At 53.7% G+C, this 17,359-nt stretch carries 14 protein-coding genes; 5 read left to right on the forward strand and 9 right to left on the reverse strand.

What is annotated here, in order from left to right; translation table 11 throughout:
- Positions 1–287 precede the first annotated feature (287 nt).
- Complete coding sequence (locus ACN2TU_RS14805; protein ID WP_435156415.1) at positions 288–1,379, forward strand: ABC transporter ATP-binding protein; 1,092 nt, start codon at positions 288–290, stop codon at positions 1,377–1,379.
- Positions 1,376–2,479, forward strand: coding sequence for an ABC transporter ATP-binding protein (locus ACN2TU_RS14810; protein ID WP_435156416.1), 1,104 nt, complete (start codon positions 1,376–1,378; stop codon positions 2,477–2,479). Before ACN2TU_RS14805 ends, ACN2TU_RS14810 begins: the two co-directional genes overlap by 4 nt.
- Before the next feature lie 6 nt (positions 2,480–2,485).
- Here ACN2TU_RS14810 and ACN2TU_RS14815 read toward each other — a convergent pair whose 3' ends face one another.
- Positions 2,486–3,340 (reverse strand): metallophosphoesterase family protein, encoded by an 855-nt coding sequence (locus tag ACN2TU_RS14815; RefSeq protein ID WP_435156417.1) that lies wholly within the window; start codon positions 3,338–3,340, stop codon positions 2,486–2,488.
- A 2-nt stretch (positions 3,341–3,342) separates the two neighbouring features.
- Positions 3,343–3,948: a hypothetical protein gene (locus tag ACN2TU_RS14820; RefSeq protein WP_435156419.1), complete on the reverse strand. Its 606-nt coding sequence runs from the start codon at positions 3,946–3,948 to the stop codon at positions 3,343–3,345.
- A gap of 314 nt (positions 3,949–4,262) precedes the next feature.
- On the opposite strand from ACN2TU_RS14820, the gene ACN2TU_RS14825 reads away from it, so the two are divergent.
- Entirely contained in the window at positions 4,263–5,801 is a 1,539-nt protein-coding gene (locus ACN2TU_RS14825) for a sulfatase (protein ID WP_435156421.1), read from the forward strand.
- On the opposite strand, the gene ACN2TU_RS14830 is transcribed toward ACN2TU_RS14825, so the two are convergent.
- The 6 genes from ACN2TU_RS14830 to ACN2TU_RS14855 form a co-directional block, all read right to left on the reverse strand.
- Positions 5,798–6,532, reverse strand: coding sequence for a fumarylacetoacetate hydrolase family protein (locus ACN2TU_RS14830; protein ID WP_435156423.1), 735 nt, complete (start codon positions 6,530–6,532; stop codon positions 5,798–5,800). The genes ACN2TU_RS14825 and ACN2TU_RS14830 overlap by 4 nt on opposite strands.
- Before the next feature lie 552 nt (positions 6,533–7,084).
- Positions 7,085–7,975, reverse strand: a complete 891-nt coding sequence (locus tag ACN2TU_RS14835; RefSeq protein ID WP_435156425.1) for a Gfo/Idh/MocA family protein — start codon at positions 7,973–7,975, stop codon at positions 7,085–7,087.
- A 43-nt stretch (positions 7,976–8,018) separates the two neighbouring features.
- Positions 8,019–9,287 carry a CapA family protein gene (locus ACN2TU_RS14840; protein ID WP_435156427.1) on the reverse strand — a complete coding sequence of 423 codons (1,269 nt, stop codon included), beginning with the start codon at positions 9,285–9,287 and terminating at the stop codon, positions 8,019–8,021.
- An 88-nt stretch (positions 9,288–9,375) separates the two neighbouring features.
- The gene (locus ACN2TU_RS14845) at positions 9,376–10,362 is read right to left on the reverse strand and encodes a Gfo/Idh/MocA family protein (RefSeq protein WP_435156429.1); all 987 of its coding nucleotides are present in this window, start codon (positions 10,360–10,362) and stop codon (positions 9,376–9,378) included.
- 420 nt (positions 10,363–10,782) lie between these two features.
- The gene (locus tag ACN2TU_RS14850; RefSeq protein ID WP_435156431.1) at positions 10,783–11,658 is read right to left on the reverse strand and encodes a sugar phosphate isomerase/epimerase family protein; all 876 of its coding nucleotides are present in this window, start codon (positions 11,656–11,658) and stop codon (positions 10,783–10,785) included.
- A gap of 352 nt (positions 11,659–12,010) precedes the next feature.
- Positions 12,011–12,982: a mannonate dehydratase gene (locus ACN2TU_RS14855; RefSeq protein WP_435156433.1), complete on the reverse strand. Its 972-nt coding sequence runs from the start codon at positions 12,980–12,982 to the stop codon at positions 12,011–12,013.
- 702 nt (positions 12,983–13,684) lie between these two features.
- Between ACN2TU_RS14855 and ACN2TU_RS14860 the strand changes: the two genes are divergently transcribed.
- Positions 13,685–14,731 carry a hypothetical protein gene (locus ACN2TU_RS14860; RefSeq protein ID WP_435156435.1) on the forward strand — a complete coding sequence of 349 codons (1,047 nt, stop codon included), beginning with the start codon at positions 13,685–13,687 and terminating at the stop codon, positions 14,729–14,731.
- Between the two features lie 610 nt (positions 14,732–15,341).
- On the opposite strand, the gene ACN2TU_RS14865 is transcribed toward ACN2TU_RS14860, so the two are convergent.
- The gene (locus ACN2TU_RS14865) at positions 15,342–15,734 is read right to left on the reverse strand and encodes a hypothetical protein (RefSeq protein WP_435156436.1); all 393 of its coding nucleotides are present in this window, start codon (positions 15,732–15,734) and stop codon (positions 15,342–15,344) included.
- Positions 15,735–15,948: 214 nt separating this feature from the next.
- Here ACN2TU_RS14865 and ACN2TU_RS14870 point away from each other — a divergent pair, with 214 nt between their 5' ends.
- Positions 15,949–16,989, forward strand: a complete 1,041-nt coding sequence (locus ACN2TU_RS14870; protein ID WP_435156438.1) for a DUF7972 family membrane protein — start codon at positions 15,949–15,951, stop codon at positions 16,987–16,989.
- The last annotated feature ends 370 nt before the right edge of the window (positions 16,990–17,359 follow it).

The raw sequence follows: 17,359 nt of genomic DNA on the forward strand, positions 1-17,359 counted from the left end.
ATCGCGGGCATGTTTGGCATCTGGGGCGCAACTGCGCTTCTTATTGGTTGTGGGACATACGCTACGCTTCGATATTTACGGGCGTACTAACTCCTCGATTCAGGAGATAATTATTTGTTTCACCAAGGTGTATTTGCACTGTACAACCGAGTTGAGATGGTTCCCTTGGCAAAAAGACTATTACCCTGCATTCAGCATAGAAACCGTACGAATATCACACAGGAATTCATGATTTTTCACACACTCGATTACGTAAACAGCCCCAGCCTCTCGGAGGTAGCATCGTGATGACTGACCCATCCTCTTCAGACGTCGTCGAAACAGCGCATCGTGACACGAATACATCAGAGACAGATAACATCGTACAAATGCGCGACGTGACAGTCCGTTTCCCGATGAAACGCGGCGAGTCGCGCGTGTTGGACAGTGTGAATATGGATATCCACCGTCAGGAACTCCTTGGTGTCGTCGGAGAATCAGGGTCGGGCAAGTCAATGTTTGCTTCTGCACTCCTCGACGCAGTGGTCAACCCCGGGACGCTCTCCGGTGAAATCACGTACTACCCTTCGGATGGCGACACAGTGAATCTACTTGACCTCGATGAAGACGAACTCAGACGTATTCGCTGGAACGAAATTTCGATGGTGTTCCAGGGTGCGATGAGTTCGTTCAATCCGACGATGAAGATACGGGGACACTTCGAGGAGACGATTCGAGCACACAACGCGAATTACAACGATCGAATGGCGCATACCCGTCAACTGCTTGCAGACCTCTACATGGATCCTGATCGTGTCCTCAACTCGTATCCGCATGAACTATCCGGTGGGATGCGCCAACGCACGCTTATCGCGCTTTCGCTCGTGCTCGAACCCGAAGTGTTGGTAATGGACGAACCAACCGCTGCGCTCGACTTGCTCATGCAGCGTTCGATTCTGAGCTTGCTGGCGAAACTTCAGGAGAACTACGATCTGACGGTCATCTTTATCACTCACGACCTTCCGTTAGTCGCTGGGCTCGCCGACCGCCTCGCTGTAATGTACGCTTTCGACTTCCTCGAATACGGGCCAAGTGCGGATGTCGTTGAGAACGCCGCCCACCCCTACACCCGTGCTCTCCTCCGGTCTGTACCAAGCGTCGATTCAGTGCTGGATGAAATGAAACCCATCGAGGGTGAGGCACCGGATCCAGTGAACACTCCTGTCGGTTGCTCCTACCATCCACGCTGTCCGCTGGCGACCGAGGAATGCCGGCAAGCGAACCCGTCGTTCGAAATTGTTGGCGACGATCACGAGGCTGCATGCTATCATGTCGAGGAATCTCGAGAACAGATTACTTACCATCTCCACTCCGATGCCGAGGAGGTGATGGGCGAATGAGTTCGGACACATCATTGGTCTCTCTCGAAAACGTCAAAGTCCACTTCGAGAACACGAGCATGCTCGATCGCGTCTTCTCCCATGACGGCCAAGTGGTGAAAGCCGTCGACGATATCACCCTCAATATCAAGGAAAACGAGATTATTGCGCTCGTCGGCGAGTCCGGATGTGGGAAGACAACGCTTGGAAAGACCGCCATCGGCCTCCAACGACCGACCGACGGGACGGTGAAATACCGTGGTCAGAACATCTGGGCGAACCAAAGCAATGGTGAATACACACAAGAAGAAATTCGTCGTGCGTTACAAATCATCCACCAGGATCCCGGTAGTTCCCTCAACTCCAACCGGACGGTGCTTTCTTGTCTTTCGGATCCACTGAAGCGCTGGCGACCCGAATTAAGTGCACAAGAACGTGAAACGCTAATTCACCGACTATTAGAGCGCGTCGGCATGAAACCAGCGACAGATTACTCTACCAGGTTCCCACACCAGCTATCAGGTGGTGAACAACAGCGTGTGGTTCTCATCCGTGCGCTGTTGATGGAACCTGACTTGGTTCTCGCGGATGAAGCAGTGAGCGCCCTTGATGTCTCGCTCCGCGTCGAGATGATGGATCTCATGCTCGAATTACGAGAGACGGTGAACACCTCATTTCTGTTCATTTCACACGACTTCTCGAACGCCCGCTATCTAGCGGAGAAAGCCAACGGCCGCATCGGTATCATGTACCTCGGTCGACTGGTTGAAATCGGCCCGGCCGACAAGGTACTCAAGAATCCTCAACATCCGTACACCAAGGTGCTATCGTGGGCGACACCGGTACTCGACCCCGAGTTGGCCCGGCAGGGGCGTATCGAGGAACCGCCGGTCCGAGAGATCGACATTCCGGATCCGACAGACCCACCATCGGGCTGCCGATTCCACAACCGCTGCCCTGAGGCGCGGGCCGCTTGTACCCGCGAGTCACCGGAACTCGTGTGGACGGAGCAGGACACGCATGCTGCCTGCTTCCGATTACAGAACAACCACGAATATTGGAGGAGTCAGGAACTCCCCGACGACGGAGATACACCGGATCAAGAACAGCCGATGTCCTGATCTCGCTTACCAAGTCGTTTCAGTCAACACACCTTCTTCATCGCGTCCGACATCGTAGTAGTAGACCGTCGCCTTGTGAGCATCTGAATCGACTGTGAGCCATCGCACATCACCACCATAATCCGACTCTTCGGACATATGGCTGAGATGACGCGCGAGTACGTACTCGACCCCGTTGATGATTCGACTCCCTCTCCCATGGTCGTAGTAGTAGTGTCCACTATTGACCATCACTGTGTTCCCGCGTTCGAGGATTGCCCGTACAGTTGGCGCGTTAAGTGCGAAGAAGTACGGCTTCGAATTGACTTCCCAGTTGTCGTCGAGTTCCGTATGCTTACAAAGCGGCGCATGAGCGAAGACAAACGTCGGTATCTCATCGTCTTCGTCCATCAACCGTTCAAGCATCGACAGCTGGGGAGCTGTAACGAAGTTCTGGATCTCGCAGAGTGGATGATACCCATCGTGGGGGTTCGTATCGAGGAATACATAGCGAACGCCATCATCCTCGAAGTAGAACCACGGTGGATGTTCATCGGCGGGGAAGTGCTCACGATAGGCGCTCATGGGACGCTCATTGTTTCCACGAATGACATAGTAATGCGATTCGAGACGGTCTTCGAGTAGCTCCTTCGCACGACCGAACTCGCTGTGGTAGAACGCGTCATCGGGGTCGCCGTGCCACTCGCCCCACTCGGTCTGTTCCTCCCACGGGGAGAGCAAGCGAAGGTCACCACCAGCGAGTGTCCAATCGACGCCCACTTCATTCAGTTTATCAATCGCTGCCTGCTGGACGGATTCATCTTCGTGCTCGTAGCGTCCGATTCCAACATGAAGGTCGTAGAGAAGTCCAATACTACGCATGTTTACTCACTCCAGAGATGCACCGCGGTACCCTGATCAAGATAGCCGGTTCCCGACTCTGTGCTTGCTTCGAGTACGTAGCCACCGTACATTTCTCGGCCGATGAAACTGTGCTCCCGGTAGTCCCGCGCATCGGGTGTAAATTCGATCATCGGAGTCATGAACGGTTCGTCCTCGTCGTTCACCAACTCAATCTCTGTCTCGTACTGTTCGCCCTCCAAATGAAGCGGTCGGAGACGAAGTTTAAGAGTCCCACCTGAAGTCACTCGACCACGGCCCCGCACCCCGGCATAAATGCGGGTGTACTCGATCGGACCGATGAAATGATTTACTGTCAGGTTACGCTGGAGAGTAACGTACTCGGTATTGGTGAGTTCCCAGTCTCCATCACCGGGTTCAGTTTGTCCGGGAGGGATTCCGAGCGGCCAGGAAGTGATAAGTTCTGGCCCCCCACGACGGGGTTGGTGGTCTCGTGAGACGAGACCTGACTTGCTGTGTTCCACTGGATCACGGCGGCTAACGATACTGTTATCGGCGACGTCCGGAACGACGGGATCAGGTGCGCCACCGTCTGGACGCACATCACAGTCGCTTGGTTGGTCGACCATGCTGGTGTTTCGCAACCTATTGAGTAAAGTGTTTCCACGACAGCAACCATCAGATTGCTATATTTGAGGATGCCAGCTCACCCAAATACCCAAGATGGATGCTGCAATAATGAACCACATGCAAAGATCAGTGGAGTGCTATCTCGATACTGTTCTTCCAAGTATTCGTGCCCAATTGCGGGAGAACTGTGAATCTGGTCATCGTCTCTGTGGCTCTAGCCACTGTTACGCAGGTTGCTGTACGACGTTTCTGGCACCCACATCACAGTCAACAACCATGAGGAGTCACTACGTGGTATCGGGGGGGGGATGAAATGAACGTTCTCTTCATCTCCATCGACAGCCTCGCCCGTCACTTCCTCGGGTGCTACGAGGATCGCAGATTGGAGTTCGACGTAGAAACAGACAACTTCGATCGCTTCGCCGAGCAAGCGGCGGTGTTCGACAGTCATTACGCTGGCAGTCTTGCTTGTATGCCCGCTCGGCGGGAGTGGATCACTGGTGTGAAGGACTTTCTCTGGCGGCCCTGGGGGCCGGTTGAAGCCTACGATGTTACACTTCCCCAGGCGGCCCGTGAGGCGGGGGTGCTTACGCAACTGGTCACCGACCACTACCACTACTTCCAGCATGGTGCACAGGGGTACTACGAGGACTTCCATGGTTTCGAGTTCATCCGCGGTCACGAGTGCGACGCGTGGCAGACCACACCACGCATTCCCGACGACGATGCGTTACTGCACCAAACGACTGATCCCGATCGTTGGCCGGCTGAGGATCTCCAGTACATCAACCGCGCGCAATACGCCCGCAATGTTTCTCGCTTCGACCAGACCGACGAGACCGAGTTCTTCGCACCGAAGGTGTTCGGCTTCACCGCCAACTGGCTACGCGCGAATCGCGACTGGAACGACTGGTTCTGCTACGTCGATAGTTTCGACGTCCACGAACCATTTCATTGTCCCGAACCGTACGCGTCGATGTACACCGACGAAAATCCGCGCGACCCTGATTTAACGTTCTGGCCCCACTACGGGCGCGTGGACTCGGGACGGGGCGAACTCTCCGACCGCGAACTCAACTTCGTCCGCGCACAGTTCGCTGGAAAGGTGACGATGGTCGATCGATGGTTCGGCCGTGTCCTCGACGCACTGGATGCCACCGACGCGTGGGACGAGACGATGGTCATCCTTACCGCGGACCACGGCCACTATCTTGGTGAACACGGATGGATCGGCAAGCCCCGTGCACCCCTGTACGACGTGCTCGCTCGAACTCCGCTACTCATCTGGCACCCTAACGGCGCCTACAATGGCGAGCACGTCGACGCACTCACCACGGCCGTCGACCTCTATGCGACCATCCTCGATGTGTTGGAAGCTCCCATCCCTGACCACGTCCATAGTGAGAGCGTTCTTCCGGTCGTCACGGGCGAGACCGTAGATCACCGCGAGCGGGTGTTGTACGGCTACTGGGGGTCCTCAATGAACGTGACTGATGGCCGCCACACCTACTTTCACCCGTGTGACCCAGATGTCGACGCGTACTGTTATTCCACTTCGATGATGAATCCTCGAGGTAACTTCGATCCCCTTGAGCCAAAGATGGACTCCAAGTCCGGGCGTTTTCTCCCTTTCACGGATTGCCCTGTGTGGCGTTTCTCCGCACCCTCGGTCGCTCGTCACAGCGACCCGATGCTGTTCGACACCGAGAACGATTCGGTTCAGGAGGAAAATATCGCTGGATCGGATGACGGTGTCGAAGATCGGCTCCGTGCGTCGATGGTTGCGGCGCTCGATGATTACACGGTCAGTAAAAACCAGTATATGCGGCTGGGACTTAATCCGCCGAGTTAGCGCGTCGTCACGTGGTTCGTGAGGGTACCGACGCCCTCGAACTCCACTTCAACCTCGTCCCCCTCGTTCAGTGAGTCCGGGCCGTAGGGTGTTCCGGTCGCGATTACGTCTCCCGGATTGAGTGTAATCAGTTCAGATACGTCCGCGACGAGTTCCGGCACAGAAAAGATCATGTGCTCGGTGGTCGTCTCTTGTTTCACCTCACCATTGTGTCGGAGGGTGAGCGTGGCGTTTTTCGGCACCTCGTCAGGAGTGGCAAGAACGGGACCCATCGGAAGCGAGCCGTCGAAGGACTTCCCACGTACCCAGTTGCGCTCTGACTGCTGGTCGTCGCGATTCGAGATATCGTTAACACAGGTGTATCCCTCCACGTACGCCATCGCGTCGTCCACATCGACGGCGCGACACTCCTTTCCGATGACGACGGCAAACTCCCCCTCAAAATCCACTTCGTCCCGATTCGGTGGCAGTTCGATAGCGTCTCCGTGCCCAATGACGGTGTTGGGGGTCTTAATAAACAGTTCAGGGCGCTCTGGCCGGTCGTCGAATCCAGATTCTTCACGATGATCCATATATCCCCCTGCCTGACATATTATCTTCGTTGGCTCGCAGGGCGGGAGGATATCTACACCTGCAGGGTTGTAGGATCGATCTGCGGTTTGGATACCATCGCCAGTCCAGTTACCAGTGCGAGCAATGCCTGTCTCGTCTCTGAAGCGAACACGTCGCATACCCTTTCTTCGGCCGCCATCATAACGACCTTTTGGTTCAGGCAAGAATCGTATTTATCAGTCACTCACCGTGTTTCTAAAAAAAACAGCTTTTGGGATAACAAAACGCTACAGTCGAAAGAGCGTGCGTGGTTGGCTGGTGGTAAACACGGAGTAGTCATGGGCCGCTCAGAACCGCCCACGGATGAAATGCCGTTGTATCGACCAGTACGATGGATCTTTGTCGGGATATCATCGCCGGACCGTTTCGTCCTCCCAAACCCTCTTGGAACATCCCTTCAGGGCCGTTTTATCGACTAATCTGGCTGGGGTTCTCTCCTCCTGCGGCATTGTGTGCTAGACAATTACGGATATCCCTTCAAACATTACAATTCTATGTATGTAATGGATGTTATTCCATTTCGAAAGTCGTTTTGCAATTCAAAACGGGATGATGGCTGGTCTAGCCATTTGGCCCGACAATACTGTTGCTGTCGAACCTTGAGATAGTATCGTTTTGAATCTCTGTCCCCGTGAAGCAAGGAGAATTCTATTGTTGGTCGTCTCTTCGTGTTAGTAATACGGATCGTACTGGTCGAGGAACGCCACACCGTCGACATGAAGATCATCGATGGCATCATCATTCGGCCGCACTGTTTGGCCCTTTGCGAGTGCGGTTTCGATGGCCAACAGCAGTCCTGCCGAATCGAGAATGCGATCAGTGGTGTCTCGTTCTCCGTAGACGACGTTCCGAAACGTCTCGAGGTATGGGCCGTACATCTCCCTGAGCGCTTCCTTCTTTGCTGGAATCTCGATGGTTCGTGTTCTGTCGCCGACGTCGAGGATGCTGAACGATCCACCCACCGAATTGCCATCGAATCTGAGTGTCGCATGCGTCTCATTCGTGAAACGAATATCTACTGTCGTTCCTGGTTTCGCCGTTGGCGTTACGTCTGCCCAATCGGCATCTGCGAGTAGTCTAAGTGTATCGGTGAGATGAACCCGATAATAGAAGAAATCGTTGTAGCCGGCGGCAAACATTGTCCGATCATCCTCACCACGAGGGATATCGTCGAAATCCGGATGGAAGGGTACTGCCGACCCACCGAATAGGGGTGCATGTTCGGTAGCCTCGGCGATGGCGTCGACATCCTTGCGGTTCCCCGCGAGCGGTTTATCAACGAGTGTTGGGACTCCCTCCTCAAGAAATCGAATCGCAATTGGGCGGTGTGTCTCCCAGTTGACCGTCAGCACCATTGCGGCGTCAACTCGATCGACCATCTGGTCGAGATCCTCGTAGCGACATGTATTATACGTGTCACAAAAGTCTTCCACGTAGGCTTGCTCGCGAACCGATCCACCGTCCCAAATACCATTTAGTTCCATATCTCCGAAGTCAGAAAGCGTGCTAGCGAAAGCCTCTGCGTGGCTAGTATCGAGTCCAACGAGACCTACATCTATCATGTGCGTACGCTTGAATAGCAGAGATAGAATATAAAACCATCCCCTAAAACGCTTGTCTTCGGCGCTGTGTCCACGTGAGCAGGCTTTCGACCGTTTCCTCAATCACAGGGGTTCGCTCGTCCTCTCGTTCGCCAGAAAGTACTGCGAGAGCGCTTGTCATCGTTGCTCGATGAGACTCGTTCCGTAAGACGTTGAGTAAAGTGAGCAGCTCCGCCCGCCGGCGCTCGGGGTTCCACAATGCTCGCTGGGCGGTGGGGTCGGTCGGGTTTGTTCGAGCTTGGACGAGATTCTCGCCGACACCGGTCAGTAGCCAGTTCGAGTAGCGCTGGTGGAACGCACGAACCGCTACGGCTTGCCAGTGTCCACGATAACGCTCGTCGTCGGAGGTCAAATCGGCAAGGTGACGCAGGTGGGCGAGATGGTCAGCGCGGGATCGTTCGACACCCAACGGATGAACAATGCCGTCGACGGTTTCAACCGGGACGAGATCTGCCCCGACCGGCGTCGCACCGTCAAACTCCACCTCGATCGCCAGTCCCCACCCAGTGTTCTCATCTTCGGATTGCCGGTCGAAACAGAAATTACCGAGACTGTAGCAAATGAGTGCACCGTCGTAGCGCTCCCACCCCTGCACAACGTGTGGATGGTGGCCAACGACGAGATCAGCGCCCGCGTCCACAAACCGTCGCAGACGCTCGCGGCGTTGCGGTGGCGAGAATGGTACGTATTCGATTCCACCATGCTCGACTATGACGACGACATCGTACGTTTCCGCGGCTGCTTGCACAGCGTCGATGGTGTCGGGATGGGCGCTCCAGGCGGTGCCCGAGGCGTCGCGTTCGGCGATACCAAACTCCCGCTCGCAGGCGCTGAGTATGGCGAGTGAAACGCCGTCCACGTCAACAATCGAAGGATTGAGTGCCGCTGTTCGATCCTCACCGACTCCTGCCGTGTCGATACCGACCTCTTGGCAGGCTCTGACGGTCGCTCTCATTCCCTCGGTACCGTAATCGAAGAGATGGTTGTTCGCTAGCGTCGCAACGTCGAAACCAGCTTTGGCAAGCAATGCGGGGGTCTCGGGGTGCGTAGCGAGTGCCGGTCCGCTCTTCGGAATTGGCGTTGGTTCGGGCACTTCGACTGGAGCTTCAATGTTTACTGTGGCCACATCTGCCGCCATGACCCGCTCACGTAGTTTGGGAGCGAGCAACTCACGGTCTGCTCGGTCGGGAGCGAGACACGTGTCACCAACAGCGAACAGCGACCAGTTCATTTCTCTGTCGGATGCGAGTGGGATATAGCCACCGTCGCTCATCGATCTAACTCCATGAGAACGCGTCGGGTTCGCAACTGTCGGTGCATACCCTTTCCACGGTCATTCACCCACAAATAGCTTCGGCCGACTACGAAGTTACGTCGGCGATAGTGACGGGAACCCTTCGGTCAGCCGATTCGAGTGCCGCCAGTGACACTCGGAGCGTGGCGATGGCGTCGTTGATAGTCACCCGCGGATCGTCGTCACCGCGAACACAGTCGAGAAAATGGTCGATTTGTCGCTGATATGGATCTCGTTCCAACGGGATGCCAAGTTCACTTTCATCGAGATAATCGGTCGTCGTGTGGAGTTCAAGTGGCGTTGAGTCAGCGGTGTCATGCTCAATGAGGCCGGCATCGCCTGACAGTTCGAAGCCGGCGCTGAACGTTGCACCCGGAGTATCCGTCCAGCGGGCGTCAACGTGTCCGACGGTGCCGTTCACAAACCGTAGTGTCGTCAGTGTTGTCTCGGCCTCGTCCCACGCGGACCGCCTGGCAAAGACACGTTCGATGTCTCCACAAACCCATCGTAAGAAGTCAAAGTCATGGATGGCGAGGTCGAGGAGGGTCCCGCCGCTACGTTCACGGTCGCCGAACCAGTCACTGAGATCTGTGACGGGTGACCGGCGAACTGTCCGAACGTTTCCCACGTCACCGATTTCGCCCGCATCGATGCGCTCTTTGGCGCGAGCGTACGCCGGGAAAAATCGGGTGACGTGCCCGATAAGGCAGGCAACATCAGCATCTTCCACCGCCTCACGCACCGCACAGGCGTCAGTTAGCGTCCGTGCCAACGGTTTTTCACAACGCACATCGAAGCCACGCCGGGCAGCCTCGATAACAAGGTTGTGATGAGTGTCTGTTGGTGTACAGATGTCCACGGCATCGAGATCGACCTCGTCGAACATTACCGAAACGTCCTTGTATGCCGTTGCTTCCGGAACAAACGACTCCACAAACTCCTCTGGGCCAGATGGGGAGGCAACGCCGACAACTCGTGCATCGGCTGCCGCTGCATATCGCCGAGCATGTACTCGCGCCATAAATCCACGACCGACTAGTCCGATACGTTGCATTGTCGTCTAGCCCCCTCCCAATCTTCTTAAGCATTGTGTTGGCTTGGGTGCAGTGCAATATCTAAGAGGAATCATTCCCCACTCGATGAGCAGGATGGCACAGGTGATTCGTGAAGACGTCCGAATCGCAGCCGACTGATTCGATCCAGATATTGTCCGGCACACGCCGGTAAGTCGAACTCGGTCACTCGACGAAACAACGGAAACAGAGGTGCGGTTGAAAATGGAACATCTCCAGCGAACTCGATCGGTCAGAACGCGGGGAGAAGCGAATATACACACCACTATCGCGCGAATGCTAACCTCGATGTGGGAGAGTCGTTCATCACCTTCGAGGTAGAGACGAGTGGAGCCGATCACGCCCAGAACATTCGCAATAGCATCACAGACCGCATGTATGATATCACCCAAGTCAACTAGTCATTCGTTGTCCGCGATCCAAAGGTCTTCGACGGTCGCTCGCTCGTGAGTGGCGATGGCCAATGGGTCAAGGGTGGCATGTGGTGGGAGATGGCACTCTGCAGTAAGTGCACCGTCGTACTCCTGTTCTTGAAGCGCTGTGAACAATGGCCCATGGTCTGCACCACCGGTACCGAGCAAGCATGGGCGAAACGTCTCTTCGCCGTTTGTCGTTTCGATCTCGAAGGCACCGTAGGCGTCGGGATCGCTGATTCGAACTTCGTCTTTGACGTGAACGTGACCAAGCCACTCACCAAGCGTCGCTACTGATGTCGGCCCGTAGGGGACATCGGAGATATACATATTGCCCGCGTCATGGATCGCACAGATATTGTCACGTTCAATGCGCTCGAAGAGGTCAACGGCTGTTGTCGATGATTCGACGATGGTCGAGGAGTGAATCTCAACGCCGAGGCGGAGGTCATCCTCGGCCGCTCGGTCGGCTGCGCGTTGGAGCCACGATGCGGCTCGCTCATAGTCGGCTGTCGTGGCATGGTGTTCAGCTGGTCCCCCGGGGTTGTGTCGGATGAGGTCGCAGTCAAGCGCCACAGCAAGGTCACAGTAGTGGTCAAGAGCGGTGAGTTCAGCCTCACGGTCCGCCTCGCTCTTTTCTCGGTTCGCGTAATTACCGGTGTATGATGCCAAACAGGAAACTTCGAGTTCTAACTCGTCCAGATACTCGCGTAGTCCTTCGGCTTCTTCAATACTTGTCTCGGGGCCGAGGTGCGGTTCCCGACCCATCAGTTCGACGGCATCGTATCCCGCTTCGGCGGTCAGCTTGCAGGCGGTTTCTAGGTTACAGCCGTTGAAGACTTTGGTCAATAGTGACGTCTGCATGCAACGCTCTTTCGGGCAATCCCTCTTGAATCTTCTCCGGATTTATCGATCACTATATCCATCACTACCCGGATGACAAGTGCTGGGTTAAGTGGACTACCCATGATGGTCACGGCTGAATAGACGATGAGGATCATCCTTGAGTCCGGTACGAGGATAGCTCTCGTTGCTTATTGCGCTCACTGGCAGGTGTGGTACGACCTACGAGACGCGATCATCGAGCTACGAGACGTCTATTTGTTTCCGAGTAAACGACGATTCATCTGGGGTGATTTCGTGTTGTTCAGTCGGATCGAAGTCGCTTATCTGGATCTCGATTTTGCTACCTCGGAGTACGAACTCTTTAAATCCACTACCGGTACACTGAGTCGATGAGACCACGCATATATCCCACTGCAAACAGCCGACCTCTCATTTCGTAGCCGGCCGTCTCCTGTTTCTCGCCAGTCATCGTCGGAACATGGTCTGGACGGGCCGGGCCCTCGAAACCGATGTCGTGGTAGGCTTCGACTGCTTCGACCATGTCGGTTTGCCCGTCGTCCTGCCACGTCTCGACGAGATTTTCGGCATCGCCATCGATGTCACGGAAATGAACGAAGGAGATTTCATTACCGAAATTCCGGATGGTTTCGGGTATGTCTGCACCCATCGCGACGAAGTTACCCTGACAGAAGTTAACACTGTTTGCCGGACTCTGGACGAGGTCAAGTAGACGATCGTACGCCTCAACGCTCGTCATGATACGCGGAACTCCCCGAATCGGGCTGAGAGGTGGGTCGTCGGGATGCATCGAGAGACGTACGTCCGCCTCCTCCGCAACGGGCACGACGCGCTTAAGGAAGTATTCGAGCGTTTCCCAAAGGTCTTCTTCGGTGATGTTCGGGATATCGGGACGTGGGCCACGCTGCATTGTCTCGTGCTCGTACGCTGTCGTCCACGCACCTCCCCGCGTCGGATAGGTGTCTGTCGTTCGGAGCCACCAGAAGTGAGTCATCCACGAATAACAAAGCACTGGAATATCGAGCCGGCCCAGCATTTGGACGAACTCACAAAAGCGATCGATCTCCTCGTCCCGTCCTGGAAGTCCAAGGCGGGTCGTGTCGGTCAACGGCGTTCCTCCTTCGATGACGCCGACCTCCAGACCGGCCTGGTCGAATCCTTCTTTCATGCGAAGTAATTCATCGAATTCCCAAGGGGTGTCTCCTCGACGTCCGTTGTCTAAGTCGCTCATGTGTGGGTGAACTACCGCCTGTTCGGCACCGATTTGTGCGGCTTGCTCCCAGCGATCGTCGCGTTTGGCTGGCAAAGCCAGTGCTGTTTTCATCGGTTTCATCGATGTCGAGCCACCTCTTCAGGTTTTTGTCAGCAATTTTATTTTTAGCAGGACGCCAATTGTACATCTGATAATTTTGGAAGATAAATTATTATTAAAATGAATTATTATATGGTGGCTGAGATAGATGAAGAGATGAAAGGGAAAAACGTAAAACTCGATCGAGATGGGAGCCGAGAAGATTTGTCCCTCTGGGGAACAAAACGCGATTTCTTGCGATACGTCGGAGCAGCAAATGCCAGTTTAATTCTCGGCACGACGGGTGCGGCCGCCACTCGAGATAACTCGGAAAAATCCCCTACAGTATCTGGAGAGCTTGTCGACAACTTTTTCGGAGCGGCGCACGGGAAAGACCTCTCCGAATGGTTCCCTAGAATGAACCTCTCGTGGCAGCGCCAAGGGACGAAGTGGCATCAAACCGAAAGCACCGAAGATGAATACGACTGGAGCTTCTGGGACAAAGTCATCGAAGACGCCGAACGAAACGATATCGACGTCCTTCCCGTACTTACGTGGACTCCTCGTCACGCATCAACGGGTCCGGATGATGGCCCGTCCTACAAATCGAAACACTACCCGCCAGAGGTAAGCGAGTGGAAGCAATTCATCGACGATATCGTCCGGAGAAGCCCTGATCACTGGAAATATTGGGAGGTCTGGAACGAGCCGAATCTCTATTGGTTCCTACGAGTCATGAGGGAAGAGAAACGGAATTTGAAAACATACGTCAACGAAATACTCACTCCAGCAGCGGAAGTACTCCACGAACACGACAAAAAGGTTGTCGGACCGTCTGCGACGGTAGAATGGTGGGGCTGGGACATGGACGTTGCGATCAATGGGGATCCGACCACTTATGATGGAGAGGCGTGGGGGGCAAAGTTTGGGCTGGACAATTGGTTAGAATATCAGGATGCCTGGAAACACATCGACGTACTCTCACTACACTACCTGAAGGGCGACGTAAACGTCGCCAAGAAACACAAAGGTGGTGATTCGATGATACCCCTGCTCGACCACGTGTACGAGAAGTACATCGAGCCTGGGCGTTTGGAGGGTATCTATCTCACCGAAGAGGGGTTAACCGAGAACGACGACAAAACCGCCCTCGAGCCTTGGGAACAGAATGACCCGACCCAGTGGCTCCCACAGTATATTATTCCAGTCCTCGATTGGTCGATAAGACACGACTGGACGACCACTGACCAGTTCAAGTTATTCTGGTACAACATGAACTATGATAGAAATGACAAGAATCGGCCACTGGAGCCGACAATGCTACTCGATAGGGACAACACTGCCGACAATACACTACGAAAGAGCTCGATGGGTGAAACGTTGACAGCGCTAACGGATTTGCTCACGGGAGCAGACAGCGTCACCCTGATTACTGATCGAGTGACCGTTGGATACGACATTACAGATGAAGATGCGAGTTCGTTCGAATCCCAGTATGCTTTCCTTGTCAACTATAGCATATTTGTCGCCTCGTGGGCAGATCCTAAAGAGGAAGCCGATGAATCTGTTGAGGTGCTCATCAAAGATATTGATATTGGAACCGTCCGAGATGTTGTGACTGTCGACTATCAGACAGGAGAACGAATGGAGCTGTCTTACGGTGACGGATATGAGTGGATAGATCGTGGGACGGGATCTCGACCAGATACGATACTGGCGACGCTACCAGCTACGAATGCGCCGGTGAAATATCTCTGGATCGACCGGAAGCTGAATGCATAGAGACCGAACGATGATGTAAGCTCGCAGAACCGAGCGTAGAAGATGCCGTGTAGCGGTCAACATCGAATGAAGAATAGTAGTCAAAATACTAACCGCTGTCGATGGCGAATGATACTGCTAAGTCAAGTTTGTTAATTATATGATACAGTGGTTTCTCCCTGACACCGTTGAGTTTTCTATCTCCCACAAATAAATTCCATAAGTAAATCTGGATTTTTCTACCGACGAGCAGCGGGTCAATCACAAATACTCCGGTGACGGGGGTGTGCAGTTGGACGATCGTTCATTCGTACTTTCGAGGAGACTCCAACGTGCGTTTGTAATCATAGACTGCGTCGCGGAGAGCCCGCAGGCAATCAGAGCAGGTCAGTGTCTGCTGTTCATGATCAAGGACGAGCGCGGCATCGCACGTGCTACACTAAAGTGGGGGATCGGGTTCAGTCATTACAATTTGATTCCTTTCTTCACGAGACGAAGATTATCTAATCTCGGTGTGTTGGTATGTTTCCCACTATCTTTAACCTACAGTATTGTTCAACACAGTAATGTTGGTTATTGCGTGGGAGTCACTTGCATACTCATAGTAGGGTACCATTGCTGCCGAGAAATGTCATTTCGAACCCACTGGAGCGAGATACTCCGACTTAATGCTGTTACCCTCTCGCCACTGGAAATAATAATACTGATTGTCGTTGATCGCCTTCGTCACGATCGATGCTTTCGCAGGAACGCCCTTTTCTAAGATCGTATTCCAATCTGCGACGTCTTCGGGGATTCCCTTCTTTTGTGCCTTAGCGGCGAGTTCATCCGCGGTCGCCCGTTCGATGTGATGAGTGTCGGCGGCAGCTGTGCGATCGACCTCCGCCTGTGCTGCATAGTAGACGCGGAGTTCTTGTGCATAGTGTGCGACGGCTCGTAGCGTCTCGCTGTCTTGTTTTTGGAGCCCTTCGACGACGTATTTCGGCAATAAATCGGAGGGTTGGGGTTTGGTTGGTTCCGACATCAGTGCTGTACATCCTTAACCAACAATATAACGTGAACGTGCATAATTCTGTTGGTTATCCACTCATTATTCATAGAACCTGTCTAGTATGAATAACCTTTTGCAACTCGTCGAGAAGAGTCAATTCGTGATTGAAAGCTCACAAATGCTACTCGCTCGCCAATAGAGTTGTTCAGCAGATGTCCTTTTCACTACAGACAGCCTATTAGCGGTCATGAGCGAGGGAGAAGAGGACGAGTCCATGGTAGGACGAATGGACGAGCCCCGAGTCAGATTTTGGTTTCTACTCAATGGAGATCGGTGGGTGATCACCAGCATGTTTACTGTCGGTCTATTCATTATTCTTGTCATTTCTGGAACGGTCGGTCCCACATCGTTCCGCTCGGTCATGAGCAGCACAAATCAAGTTGGGATCGCCTTTCAAGCGTTTATCGCGTCGCTCATTACTGGTGTGACACTTGTCGTCACAATCGGTCAATTAGTTCTCTCACAAGAACTCGGATCGCTAAAAACCAAACGAGAGCGAATGGAGGACGCTGTTGATTTCCGCCGTGATGTTGACAGTATCTTCGATACAATTGGGCCACCAGATCCCGAGACATTTCTCCGCAATCTTGTCCAAGAGAGCAACGAACGTGCTCAAACTCTCGCAGAAGATCTTACAGAGAACAGTAACAACGAGTTATGTGAACAAGTCGATGAATTCGTTACCGCTCTCGTCGAGAACGCCAACGAGGTAGAAGATCAATTAGCGGATGCTGAATTCGGTGAGTTCAATCTGCTACGTACTGCCATGAACTATAACCATTCGTGGAAACTGTATGGTGCCCTTTGGCTCAAAACCGAATACGAAGATAGTCTCGACGATGAGGAGCAACGTGCGTTCGATGAATTAATCGACGTACTCATGATTTTCGGCCCGCTGCGAGAGCACTTCAAATCACTCTACTTCCAGTGGGAACTCGTGCGTCTCATTCGGTCGATCTTGATCACTGCATTTCCTGCATTGGCGGTTGCCATTGCGACATTACTCTTTCTGGCTCCGAGCTCGTTTCCTGGTGTGACCTTCGGCGTCGCGAATATCATCTGGGTCGTTAGCGCATCCGCAGCGATCACTATCGTCCCGTTTTTTGTGCTTACCTCTATCGTCCTGCGAATCGCAACCATTGCGAAGCGGACGAGTGCAATTGGACCGTTCATTCTGCACGAATCGGACCGTGGTGATGATATCGATTTAGCTGAATACAGGCGCTAAGCCCCTTTCTCAAGGAGTGAGCAACGTGAGCGAGTAGGCAGGGGTTACAGTGCCGTCATCATCTTGTACACACTGTCCTGTTACAGGCTCACAGCCCCACGCAATCGGTATGTGTTTCGAAGTTCGCCACTAGAGGGGTCAAATTTGTACTATGTGTTTATTTTTTCTAAGCTGTCTAAGCTGGGAAATCTATCTTAGATAGATATGCCATCTGAATCATTCGGAGTGAAAATGGTAATTGAAACTCACGAAAGACGCTGCAGTACGCGAAAATCTTCTTAGTATCCCCCTTTCGAGAATACTACTCAATCTAGATTGAGGTAGTGAGTGGCGCTTCTCACAACTCGAAGCGATCCACCGCACCTGTTAA

The organism is Haladaptatus marinus (assembly GCF_051194195.1).

What these genes read in the sequence shown, in the direction of transcription:
- ACN2TU_RS14845 (WP_435156429.1), bottom strand. Translation starts at nt 10,362, where the DNA reads ATGCAACGTATCGGACTAGTCGGTCGTGGATTTATGGCGCGAGTACAT.
- ACN2TU_RS14870 (WP_435156438.1), top strand. Translation starts at nt 15,949, where the DNA reads ATGAGCGAGGGAGAAGAGGACGAGTCCATGGTAGGACGAATGGACGAG.
- ACN2TU_RS14820 (WP_435156419.1), bottom strand. Translation starts at nt 3,948, where the DNA reads ATGGTCGACCAACCAAGCGACTGTGATGTGCGTCCAGACGGTGGCGCA.
- ACN2TU_RS14805 (WP_435156415.1), top strand. Translation starts at nt 288, where the DNA reads ATGACTGACCCATCCTCTTCAGACGTCGTCGAAACAGCGCATCGTGAC.
- ACN2TU_RS14855 (WP_435156433.1), bottom strand. Translation starts at nt 12,982, where the DNA reads ATGAAAACAGCACTGGCTTTGCCAGCCAAACGCGACGATCGCTGGGAG.
- ACN2TU_RS14815 (WP_435156417.1), bottom strand. Translation starts at nt 3,340, where the DNA reads ATGCGTAGTATTGGACTTCTCTACGACCTTCATGTTGGAATCGGACGC.
- ACN2TU_RS14810 (WP_435156416.1), top strand. Translation starts at nt 1,376, where the DNA reads ATGAGTTCGGACACATCATTGGTCTCTCTCGAAAACGTCAAAGTCCAC.
- ACN2TU_RS14865 (WP_435156436.1), bottom strand. Translation starts at nt 15,734, where the DNA reads ATGTCGGAACCAACCAAACCCCAACCCTCCGATTTATTGCCGAAATAC.
- ACN2TU_RS14835 (WP_435156425.1), bottom strand. Translation starts at nt 7,975, where the DNA reads ATGATAGATGTAGGTCTCGTTGGACTCGATACTAGCCACGCAGAGGCT.
- ACN2TU_RS14860 (WP_435156435.1), top strand. Translation starts at nt 13,685, where the DNA reads ATGAGGGAAGAGAAACGGAATTTGAAAACATACGTCAACGAAATACTC.
- ACN2TU_RS14825 (WP_435156421.1), top strand. Translation starts at nt 4,263, where the DNA reads ATGAACGTTCTCTTCATCTCCATCGACAGCCTCGCCCGTCACTTCCTC.
- ACN2TU_RS14840 (WP_435156427.1), bottom strand. Translation starts at nt 9,287, where the DNA reads ATGAGCGACGGTGGCTATATCCCACTCGCATCCGACAGAGAAATGAAC.
- ACN2TU_RS14830 (WP_435156423.1), bottom strand. Translation starts at nt 6,532, where the DNA reads ATGCGACGTGTTCGCTTCAGAGACGAGACAGGCATTGCTCGCACTGGT.
- ACN2TU_RS14850 (WP_435156431.1), bottom strand. Translation starts at nt 11,658, where the DNA reads ATGCAGACGTCACTATTGACCAAAGTCTTCAACGGCTGTAACCTAGAA.